Here is a 10704-nt window from a genome sequence, read left to right on the forward strand (position 1 = left end):
AAGCTAATCTCTATTGTTGAAAGGTTAGGGATTTGTTTTATTTATAGTTGTAGCAACTTGTAGGATTATCTATGTCATTTTCAAATCTTTTTTAGTTTTTATTAGTAAATAAGATGCGTTCGCCCTGAGGTAACTACAAAAAAATTTCGGAGCAATCATGACAGTTAATTATCGAGAAAGAATCATTGCTCTCTGGGTAGTATTTCTACTAGGAACACTGTTTCATACACAACTGGGTTTAATACCGCTTTTTCACGGTTTACCTGTTATCGAATCTCAAAAAGCCACAAACATCAATGATATTTCTGGAATTCTGTGGTTGATGTTGGGCTTTTTTATGCTACCAATGCTAGCAATTATTGCCACTACTTTTACTGATTCAAAGCGTTATCGAATCATTCATTTTGGCTTAACTGTCTTTTACAGCATTATGAACTTACTACATGTAATTTTAGATTTATTTGTCCAGCCAGTTCTCTGGTATCAGATAGCCTTGATGGTGTTTTTATTCTTAGTGGGTTTATTATTAAACATTACTGCTTTTCAATGGATGCAGCTACACAATAGGGCTAATAAATCACAACAAAATCTAGAAAGCTCACATTTTTAGTTGAGAAAGATGGAGGTTTGTTAATGAAGTTTGGCGAGATTAGGAAACATCAGTAAGACTATCTGACCAATTTAGGGATTGTATAGGCTGTGTTTCTACCCATCTTTAATCTGTAATCCTACTTGCGCTGGATCAAAATCTTGGGGAAAATGAGTACTGCGATCGCAATCTGCTTTTTCCAGTTTCGCTCCCTTGAGATCAGCTTGACGGAGATCGGCCGAAAACAACAACGCTCCCCGAAGATCAGCATCTTGCAAATTAGCTTGACTGAGATTTGCAAAGCTGAGATCACAACCTCTAAGATTAGCACCATTTAGATTAGCTTCATTCAAGTCAGCGTAACTGAAGTCAGATCCTTTGAGATCAACACCTTGCAAGTCGGCATTACCCAAGTTCGCTTCACTAAAATTGCGTTTACCCTCTGCATACCTCTCTAAGAGAGTCACGGCAGTATTAATGTTCTGTTGAGAATTTGTTTCAGACATAGAACCGCCTTACAGCTTGTCTTATGATTGTTGTATTAAAGGCAATTAAAAGCTCAAACGCCAGGAGTTAACTTTGAATTAGACGAGCACTTATCACCAATTGCGGAAAATGAAGTAGCGATCGCTAGGGGTTGAAGCTTCTGCAAAATACAACAGACCTCTTATCTTAGGATATTTTACTGGAAAGTGTGAACCAAATTCCCTGCCTGCGTTTTCCTAGTCGTGGTTAGGCGTAGTCTATATGGGACTGGCAGCGAATGCGATCAATTGCTTTTGTGGTCGATTACTCCGCTGTATCACTATCGAGATTTCGGTTCCGTCTGTTGCAGCGCAAAGTTGGGAATCTGCCATTCACCAACATTATTGCAAATTAAACAGAAATGGTTTGACAGATAAAATCATCCGATCTAACTCGGTTTTATTATGTTTGAGAAGATTATGCCCCCATAATTTATCGGTGTTGTTGGAGCAATCTTTTGCAAGAGCTTCTCCTATCTTCTCAAAGTTCTTGTTGATATCTTTCCTTAACTTCTCTGGTTCAGATAGCACTCCAATAACGAATACTCTATCAATTAGATCCTCTGGAATCTGATGCTTGACATAAATCAATCTATCTTCATCCTCATCGAAATCAATCAGCAAAACAATCGTTCTCTTTAGAAATTGTCGCATTGTAGATGCATAATCATTCGTGAATTTCTCCACAACATCTTCCCAACCACGAGCCTCTGGTAGGACTTGAATAGCGCAGCTATTGAGGTTTAGATCAAGAAGAAATCCGTTTGCAATTTGGCGATTAGCATCATCTTCGGGCAAGACAAAAACGTGCGGTTGATACTTATTTATGCCCATAGTTATATATCGCCACGAATCAAGGCATCTACAAGATCACCTTGAACAGGCATCTCACTGAGCAGTCTGACTAAAGTAGGTTCTAAGTGAGTTTTTCTATGGAGAACTAAGGTATTTTCATCTGAAAATTTTCGGATTGCTTCAGGATTATGAGATGTAACTAAAATTTGACCACTATTCTTAAATGAGCGTCGTAGTGATGTGACAAAATGGCCAACCTCCGATAATGAAAGATAGTTATCAGGCTCATCCCAAAAGCAAAAAAGTGGGCCATAAAATTTGTTAGCAGCCAAGACAACTGCACAAAGAAAAAAGCATTTTTCACCGTCAGATAAGTCTTTAAAGTCAACACTCAAACTTGCATTATTTGCTTCAAACCGAACAATCATACTTTTAGAGTCTTTGCCAATCTGTTCATTCAGAAAATCCTGAATGTCAGGCATAACTTCTCGAAGATATTTGTCAACCTGTGTGTAAGCAGCAGGATAACGACTAAGTAACCCAGAAATCCACTCTCCGAAGTTTGAACCCTCTCGCTTTGGCTCCAAAGTTTCACCGTTGGATTCTCCAGTCATTAAGCTTGGGATTGGGGCTAAAATAATCATGCGAGCAAGCCAAGTCTTGAAAATACGAAGTGGATCAGTCTCGGATTGCTCCTGTATTACTGGAAGGGCAACAAGATGCCAATCCACAAGAAACTGAGCTTCACGATTTTGTGAACTGTTGTGAAGAGTGACTTGAGCTTCTTTTCGAGAGTAGATTGGATCTCCTGAAACTAGCAGTTCCTCTTCAAAGACTCTAAGCTCTTTAAATTTTTCTGGCAACTCTAAGGCAAGGATATATTTGTATAATTTCTCGTTAAGTAATACTTCTATTTCAAAGCGTATCGGCACATCATATCTGCCATGAACGAAATCCTTCAACTGGACAAGTTGTCCAACTCTATTGATACCTCGACCGACAGACTGAAGCACCTCTAATGCAATGGCAATAGTTGATTTACCTGCACCGTTTTTTCCAATTAAGAGGGCAGATGACATACCCTTTATGATCAGTTCAAAATTTTCTAGGCATCTGAAGTTGTGTATGTACAGTCTTTGGAGCATAGGAAAAGGATTCCGAGGAGTGGAAAGTGAGAGAACTTTTTGATCTGCCTAAGTAGTAAATAAGCATCACCACGAACGTCCTGAGAATTCGGGTGCTTTGTTGAGAAAGATAAGGATTAGCTACACTACATATTAGATTACATTTACTTTCCTAAAAAACGCTATCCTCAAGAAATGAGAGTTGTATTACTCGCCTTTTCTGTCATCAGCGTGACCGGAAGTCGCGTCAAGATTGTTAGCATCTTCGAGCAATTGCGACAAGTAGAAGTAACTGAAAGCTGGCTGTCCCGCATCTATGCACTTGTAGGGCTTCCCATCGGTAGCAATATACTGCAAGAGATTTCTACCGTAGGATATACAGCCGATCCGTGATCGCTCTTAGCTTTGACTCATACTCACGACACATCGTATTACTTCGGTTATAAGTTTTAATTTATCCAAAGTTTATTCTCTCCACAATGCCACTTGCTGTTTGAGTTCTATCACATCTAAATAATCGCTTGCAAAAGCTTTCCTTAAGAGTGAGTGAGGAATAAATTCATCATACTTTTGTATTTCTGGTGCTTCTGAGGAACTGACTAAATATTCTGGTGTAATTCTTTGCTCGCACAAGGAAACAACTTCATGATAAAGATTTTTAAATTTATCCTTGCCTAGTTTTATTGTTAAATAATAAGGATTTACTCCAGCAATACTTGTAATTTCTAAAGATTCCCGACAATTAGAATTGAGCAATCTTTCTAAGGTACGATAAGCAACTGTACCCAGCCAAGGAAAAATGTAGCATTTACCTTTTTCTAACTGCACAATATTCTTCTTATCTAATCCGGTTTTTCGTACTAGTTGGCGAACTGTCTGTAAACGTAGCAGAGCATTATTTTGTAAGTAGCTATATTCTGCATCCTCAAGCAAAACTTGCCGCATTCTTTGCAAAACTTTTGTATGAATAGTGCCACCACCACCACGCCAATAAATACTAGCTTTACCCTCAGCTTGCTTAACGGAAACAGTCTTCTTTTTGAAGTCAACTTCTAAAACTTCCCAAGTTCTCCCTGCTAAGGCAAATTGATTGCCAACAGGAAGAGGCGTGACGATGCTACCAATTTCTGTTGCGCCTTGTTTTACAATATATTCTTGCTGCTCAGCAAATACGGCATAAAACTGAAATTTTCTTACCACCTTTTCCCCTGCTAAACCCAGGATTAATTTACCCTGTTCAGTTTGCTGAATATGATCAATATCAATTAAATAGCGTAGCAACAGTAGGAAATCTTCTTGAGAAATAGCAGTAAATGGTGGCAGATTTAAAACTTGTTTAGCCAAGGTAGCGGGTGAAAGTTCACCTGTTGCGGCTAAAATACTCATTGTCTGATGATAAAGCAAACTCAAAGGATATTTAATCGACTTTATTGGTTCAATCCAACGTTCCTCTAAATAAAGTTGAATAATAGCAATACACTGCAAAAGTTGCCAAGGAATTTGTTCTGGTAGAGATGCTTCTGGTAAAGGTTTATCTTCAGCACAAACAAACCGCATATCAGCCGCTTCACCTCTTCTACCACTGCGTCCTAACCGTTGTAAAAAACTTGCTACAGATAGGGGTGATTCTAATTGAATAACTCGCTCTAAATAACCGATATCTATACCTAATTCTAGAGTTAGGGTAGCGGCAGTAACAGCTGGATTATTAGGTTCACGCATAGCATTTTCAGCCGCTTGCCGCAAGCTAGCAGATATACTACCATGATGCACATGATATATATCTGGTAGTGTTTGTTCTGAGGCAATTTTTCGTAAAGATGCAATTATAGATTCGGTTTGCGTTCGATTATTAGCAAATATCAGACATTTACGAAATTTACTAAGATTAAAAATATATTGTTCGTAGGCTGTCGTTTCTAATTCATCAACTTCATTTGTAATATAAAAATGTTCTACAGCCAGTTTTATTTGGCGTTTAACCCCGTCAATTTTTGGAGTAATCACTGATTTTTCAGTTCCAGAACGTAACCACTCTTGGGCCATTGAGTAATCACCGAGAGTAGCAGATAAACCGATGCGGCGCGGTTGCGTTTGAGTCAATTTTGCTAAGCGCTGCAATTGGCAAATAATTTGACAACCGCGTTCTGAACCCATAAAGGCATGAATTTCATCGATGATTACAAACCGTAAATTGCTAAATAAGCGAATTAGCTCATGATTTTTGTTAATTAACAAGCTTTCTAGAGATTCTGGGGTAATTTGCAGAATGCCTTGAGGGTTTTTTAAAAGCTTGTTTTTTCGACTTTGAGCAACATCACCATGCCAATGCCAAACTGGGATATCAGCTTCTTTAAGCAACTCGTTAAGACGCTCGAATTGATCATTAATTAAAGCTTTAATTGGACTAATATATAATGCACCTATGGTAGTTACAGGGTTTTCGTGTAATAGAGTTAAAACTGGTAGAAATGCCGCTTCTGTTTTACCCGCAGCAGTTGCAGCAGCAATTAGCAAATGAGCATCAGTTTCAAATATAACCTGGCAAGCTGCTATTTGAACTGGTCGTAATTCAGTCCAATTGTGATTGTAAATATATTCTTGAATAAAAGGGGCAAGTCTGGAAAAAGTCATACAGATTATAATTTTATAATTTGAGTATTGATTTGCTTAAACTACTTAATTTTTTAGATAATAGCAAGTTTGTTGTCATAGTATTTTCTTCCTCTAAAGCATCAAATGTATTGGTCAAGATATTAATTAATATAGTGCGATCTAGTGCGATCGCTCCAACAAAAATAACTATTTGTGATAAGTCGCAGTGTTCAGATCCCCGACTTCTTTGAGAAGTCGGGGATCTTGGTTCTGAAGACAAAGCAAAATCCCCTCTTGAGATCAGATCTGAGGGGAAAATGATTACTATCTATTCTATAGCTGACACTCAGAACTATTGGACATCAATAAAATAATCGTGTGTCATTTACCCTATGCAAAGTTCTGGGTTATTTTCAAAGTCTTGGACTTGGCATGATATAACTGTTTATCTCACACCTGTTCATATCAACGTGCCACCCACAATTTACGATTGCAAAAAGTTCAAATCACTACTATTGAGGAAGGGGGCATTACCACTAGTAACTCCCTCAGATAAGGCTGTAGTGAAAGAGTTTTTGACATTAGAGTCAAATACATTTGCAAGACCAGAAACGATTTGTCCATAGTTGAGTGTAGTGTTGGTGCTAGCGCTTCTTGCTGTAGTAGAGTTAGCGCTACTAATACTTATCCCCGCAGCAGGGTTAATGCGATTATCTCCAGTAGGGAGTTTTTCATCAGTCACAAGCTCATTACTTATATCAATAACAGGGATTGCACTAGGGTCTTGAATGCTGTTGAAATCCTTAGATTTGCCATTAAATTTTTTCAAGTTTCCTTTCTTTGCATCCAACTCAGCTAACCAAGCATCCACACCTGCGCCGTTAGCTCCTGCACTACTGCTCCCTAGAAAGGCTTCAGTAAATCCAGTCACATATAGCTTATCAGAGCCATCAACAACACTAAGACCTGTAGGGTAATCGAGATTGTTTCTGCTGCCAAACTGTTGAATCCACTTATTGCTACCTTCAGTGTCGAACTTTGCTACCCAGGCGTTATAAGATTTATCTTGAGTGCCTTTTCCTAACTTATTGTTGGTATATCCTGTCAAGAAGATATTGTCTTGTGAATCGATTTCCATGTCAGATAAAAAGGTGCCATCGTCACCTTTAGAGCCAAACTGTTTAGCCCACTGCTGAGTACCATCTGGGCTAAATTTAGTTAACCAAATATCATAAGACTCAGATTTACTACTTTTTTTGTCCTTTGTTCCTAACTCGCCTGTTGTCCATCCTGTAGTGTAGATATTGCCTTTGCTATCAGTGTCAACAGCCCACGAAAAATCAAGACCTTCATTTTTGCTGCCAAACTGTTGAATCCATTGCACTTCACCAGTAGGGTTCACCTTTGTTAACCAGGCATCATATTTTGAAAGTTGTCGTGATGGGTCTGACTCTTTTACTAAGCCCTGAGTCCATCCTGTAAGGTAAGAGTTACCTTCATTATCGACGGCAACGTCATAACATTCGTCAAAGAAGAAACTTCCAACTTCTCTAAACCACTGCTGGTTGCCACTGCTGTCTAACTTCGTCACCCAAGAATCATCTTGAACATTAAAATTGAAGATGTCTTTTCTGGTATTTTCCTTAATTGCTAATCCCGATACGTAAACATTGCCTGCTTTATCTACATCGAGTCCAAAAGCACTATTAGAATAACCTCCAGTCGATTTAACTCCAATCTGCTTACTCCACAAAACATTGCCATTGTTGTCATATTTAGCTACCCAAGCATCCTGACTTTCTGACTCTTTAGTGGAAAACAAATTGCCTCCGGTGAGTCCTGCAAGGTAGAAGTTACCCTGACTATCTGTAACGACGGCATAGGCTGACTCAGCACCGGCAGAGCCAATCTGCTTGAGCCACGACTGCTTGCCTTGATTGTCATATTTAGCTACCCAGACATCCGTAGAACCTTTATTAGTTCCTTGCAAAGCTCCACTAGTAGATCCTGTTATGAAAACATTGCCTGACTTATCTGTAGCAGCAGCAAGGCTGAAATCTATACCAGTAGTTCCTAATTGGCTAAGCTTTTTGATGCTTGGTTTTTTTTGTGGTTTTTCACCGACAAATCTGAAATATTTGTCATTTATATTTAAATCAACCTCCGGCTTTGAAATCACATAAGCAACGAGGTCAGGTTTTCCTTGTTGTAGTGAAAAGATAGCTTCTCCAAAAAACGGTTGTGTGATTCCTTCAACCTTTAATCCATTAATTTCTACTACTCGATAGTCTTCTGGTTTTCCATTGAGTTGTATGGTATCTTGAGCGGGGCTAAAATCATAAATTACGGCAAACTCATTTAAACCCAGAAAGTTCTTGGTTATTAAGGAATCGGGATTGCCACTATTATCTGTATAGTAGGGTCGATTTTCATCGCCAAGAACGAATCTATCTGCTCCTATTGATGGTATATCCCTATCCAGAATCAGTAATGGATTACCACCTTGTTGGTTATTCTGGATATTTACAATGATTTCATACTCTGCTTGTGAATTATCAAATATGTCACCAAAGAGAAAATCAATATTTCGCTTTTGATTATTATTTGCTCCAGGATCGTAAGCATAAATAACATCGTTACCAGCACGTGCAAAAACGGCTTCAAATTCTGTATTAGGGTCTCCTGTAGCTAGATCGCTACCAGGGGTAAATAGTGAGACAGTGAATTTGAAATCATCCATTTTGTTTTACCTCTAAGCTTCAATGATTTGAATTTTGAAATACAATTTGCCAATGGAAGTGTAATTTACGTTGGGTGGAAAACATTCAGACATTTAACCTCTCTGGCTTTCTCGTTTTTTAGAAATAGAAGGGTGATTAGCAGATTGGTTAAAAGTCGATGGAACAAAGGCCAGAATTAATATTGCCCCAACGAAAAGAGCAATACTTGCTACTAGAACCGCAGCATGAAGTCCTGAAACGAAGGCATTACCAAATGCTTGATTCCAAGTAAGTAAAGAAATATTAGTTGGGAGGTCAGTGGGAACTCTAGCTCCACCGTGTAGAGCATCAGCGATAAGTCGCTCTTGAAGATTGTAAGGTAAATTCCAAGACATTAGCGATCGCTTCAAGTCTGAAGTCAGCCATTGTGTAAGAATCGTTCCTTGTATAGCAATTCCTAAGACGCCACCTAGTCGGGTACTCATGTTGAGTACTGCTGAGGCAATTCCGGCTTTGCTAGAGGGTGCTGAATTCAAAGCTACAGTTACTAAAGGTGCGAGTGTCAAGCCACTACCGAAGCCTGAGAAAACAAGGCTCCACAAGATGGCTCCATACTCGGTATCGGCATTGATTTGGATAAACAATAATGTCGCTATACTTGCCAATATCAGCCCCGTCGTAATGGCAAAACGCCACCCAAGGCGAGCCGCAAACCATCCCGAAAAGAGCGATGCAATCACAAAAGCTGCATTCATTGGCAAGAAACGTAAACCAGCTGCCGCTGCTGAGTACCCCTGCACTTGCTGCAAGAATAAGCTGAAAATGAATAGCAGACTGATGATGGTGAAAAAGACCAAAATCGAGACGAAATTGACTACAGAAAAGGTTGGATTGCGAAATAAAGTTAATGGCAGCATCGGATGGCTGCTGCGAGACTCAACAAATAAAAATGCTAGAAAACTAAGTGCAGCAATTGTTAGTAGCAACCCAATGAGTGGTGATTGCCATACTCCGTTGTTGCCTTCGGTAAGCGCATAGATGAACGAGCCTAAAAAGATGATACTGAGTACCAAACCTGGCAAATCAAGACTTTGTTTTTTCGGATTAATAACTTCTTGAACAATACGGGAAGATATGCCAAAAGCGATCGCGCCGAGTGGGACATTTAGAAAGAAAATACTCTGCCACCCAAAACTATCCACTAACAGTCCGCCCACTACAGGGCCCGCAACCAAAGCAAGCCCTGACACCGCAGACCAGATACCGATGGCTTTAGCTTGTTCCTTTGGCTTAGGAAATGTAGAAGTGAGGATAGACAAAGAAGTTGGAATTAAGGCAGCAGCACCAATTCCCTGAAGAGTCCGCCCAGCAATTAAAATTCCCAAATTGGGAGCAAGACCACAAACTATAGAAGCGATCGTGAAGATGACTAATCCTGCAAGGAAAACTCGCTTGCGCCCGTAAATATCACCCAATGCCCCACTCGTCAAGACTAGGCTAGCAGCAGGCAAGGTATAGGCGTTGAGAATCCACTGCAATCCCGACACACCAGAATCCAAACTTATCTGAATTTTGGGAAGTGCCACATTCATCACCGTGTCGTCGAGATTAGTCATAAACAATGCAAAACACATTGCCCCCAGCGTGATTACTTTCACACGACTTTGATTCATCGCTGTTACTACCTCTGCTGGAGTAATTCTGTCGCTTTTGTTTGAGCGTTAGTGGTGAGAATATTCTGCACAATCTCAGGAATTTCAAACACGGCTTGATTGTTCACAGCAGCGACATTTGCACGATATTGAGCAAAATGTTCTGGTTGAAGAAACTTTTCAACTGCCTGATCAATATTCCGAAAACTGTTAATTACCAGACCAACCTTTTTCTGTTGAATCCATTCGGTGTTGTATCGTTCATTAATTAACGTAGCAGCATTACGTTGCACAATCATTGGTAATTTCATCGCCAATGCTTCACTAATACTAATACCACCTGGTTTACCAATAAAAAAATCGGCAAGGTGCATATAGTAAGGAATATCCTGAGTAAAGCTAGTGACAAACCTCTTTTGAGTACCCTGGCTTTCACGTAGAGCTACAGCTAGTTGTTCATTGCGTCCGCAAATAAATATTAGTTGGAGTTTTTGTTGAAAACACTCTAAACGCTTGGCAATTTCTAGCATTGCTTTCGAGCCATAACCACCAAATAATACAATCCCTGTCAGACAGTCTGGATCTAAACCTAAACGTTCTCTTTCAGTCTGGCGTAGGCGTAGCCCGTCGCAGGCATCGCCTGCAATCGGTTGATAAAAACGTGGGTGAATAATCAACCCGGAAGTTTTAATAATTCGCTCTGGT

General features: G+C 39.6%; 10 protein-coding genes. 2 read left to right on the top strand and 8 right to left on the bottom strand.

Annotated elements, in window-relative coordinates:
- The first annotated feature begins 157 nt into the window (after nt 1-157).
- Entirely contained in the window at nt 158-610 is a 453-nt protein-coding gene (locus FNW02_RS28280; RefSeq protein WP_191760794.1) for a hypothetical protein, read from the top strand.
- Between the two features lie 95 nt (nt 611-705).
- Here FNW02_RS28280 and FNW02_RS28285 read toward each other — a convergent pair whose 3' ends face one another.
- The 3 genes from FNW02_RS28285 to FNW02_RS28295 all read right to left on the bottom strand — a co-directional run bounded on the left by FNW02_RS28285 (nt 706) and on the right by FNW02_RS28295 (nt 3053).
- Nucleotides 706-1095 carry an Alr5209 family pentapeptide repeat protein gene (locus tag FNW02_RS28285; RefSeq protein ID WP_191760795.1) on the bottom strand — a complete coding sequence of 130 codons (390 nt, stop codon included), beginning with the start codon at nt 1093-1095 and terminating at the stop codon, nt 706-708.
- Between the two features lie 360 nt (nt 1096-1455).
- Nucleotides 1456-1947, bottom strand: a complete 492-nt coding sequence (locus tag FNW02_RS28290; protein ID WP_191760796.1) for a hypothetical protein — start codon at nt 1945-1947, stop codon at nt 1456-1458.
- Nucleotides 1948-1949: 2 nt separating this feature from the next.
- Entirely contained in the window at nt 1950-3053 is a 1104-nt protein-coding gene (locus FNW02_RS28295; protein ID WP_191760797.1) for an AAA family ATPase, read from the bottom strand.
- Between the two features lie 174 nt (nt 3054-3227).
- Here FNW02_RS28295 and FNW02_RS28300 point away from each other — a divergent pair, with 174 nt between their 5' ends.
- Nucleotides 3228-3425: a Rossmann-fold NAD(P)-binding domain-containing protein gene (locus FNW02_RS28300; RefSeq protein WP_191760798.1), complete on the top strand. Its 198-nt coding sequence runs from the start codon at nt 3228-3230 to the stop codon at nt 3423-3425.
- A 72-nt stretch (nt 3426-3497) separates the two neighbouring features.
- Here the strand turns inward: FNW02_RS28300 and FNW02_RS28305 are convergent, their stop codons facing one another.
- From FNW02_RS28305 to FNW02_RS28325, 5 genes are all read right to left on the bottom strand, one after another.
- Complete coding sequence (locus FNW02_RS28305; protein WP_225225955.1) at nt 3498-5666, bottom strand: DEAD/DEAH box helicase; 2169 nt, start codon at nt 5664-5666, stop codon at nt 3498-3500.
- A 13-nt stretch (nt 5667-5679) separates the two neighbouring features.
- Complete coding sequence (locus FNW02_RS28310) at nt 5680-5907, bottom strand: hypothetical protein (protein WP_191760799.1); 228 nt, start codon at nt 5905-5907, stop codon at nt 5680-5682.
- A gap of 204 nt (nt 5908-6111) precedes the next feature.
- Complete coding sequence (locus FNW02_RS28315; RefSeq protein WP_191760800.1) at nt 6112-8367, bottom strand: SBBP repeat-containing protein; 2256 nt, start codon at nt 8365-8367, stop codon at nt 6112-6114.
- A gap of 93 nt (nt 8368-8460) precedes the next feature.
- Nucleotides 8461-10020 (bottom strand): MFS transporter, encoded by a 1560-nt coding sequence (locus FNW02_RS28320; protein ID WP_191760801.1) that lies wholly within the window; start codon nt 10018-10020, stop codon nt 8461-8463.
- Between the two features lie 8 nt (nt 10021-10028).
- Nucleotides 10029-10704: glycosyltransferase (locus FNW02_RS28325; protein WP_284438438.1), on the bottom strand; the 676-nt coding region annotated here is incomplete at its 5' end.

The organism is Komarekiella delphini-convector SJRDD-AB1 (assembly GCF_014831675.1).
Lineage (GTDB): Bacteria > Cyanobacteriota > Cyanobacteriia > Cyanobacteriales > Nostocaceae > Komarekiella.

What these genes read in the sequence shown, in the direction of transcription:
- FNW02_RS28280 (WP_191760794.1), top strand. Translation starts at nt 158, where the DNA reads ATGACAGTTAATTATCGAGAAAGAATCATTGCTCTCTGGGTAGTATTT.
- FNW02_RS28285 (WP_191760795.1), bottom strand. Translation starts at nt 1,095, where the DNA reads ATGTCTGAAACAAATTCTCAACAGAACATTAATACTGCCGTGACTCTC.
- FNW02_RS28290 (WP_191760796.1), bottom strand. Translation starts at nt 1,947, where the DNA reads ATGGGCATAAATAAGTATCAACCGCACGTTTTTGTCTTGCCCGAAGAT.
- FNW02_RS28295 (WP_191760797.1), bottom strand. Translation starts at nt 3,053, where the DNA reads ATGCTCCAAAGACTGTACATACACAACTTCAGATGCCTAGAAAATTTT.
- FNW02_RS28300 (WP_191760798.1), top strand. Translation starts at nt 3,228, where the DNA reads ATGAGAGTTGTATTACTCGCCTTTTCTGTCATCAGCGTGACCGGAAGT.
- FNW02_RS28305 (WP_225225955.1), bottom strand. Translation starts at nt 5,666, where the DNA reads ATGACTTTTTCCAGACTTGCCCCTTTTATTCAAGAATATATTTACAAT.
- FNW02_RS28315 (WP_191760800.1), bottom strand. Translation starts at nt 8,367, where the DNA reads ATGGATGATTTCAAATTCACTGTCTCACTATTTACCCCTGGTAGCGAT.
- FNW02_RS28320 (WP_191760801.1), bottom strand. Translation starts at nt 10,020, where the DNA reads ATGAATCAAAGTCGTGTGAAAGTAATCACGCTGGGGGCAATGTGTTTT.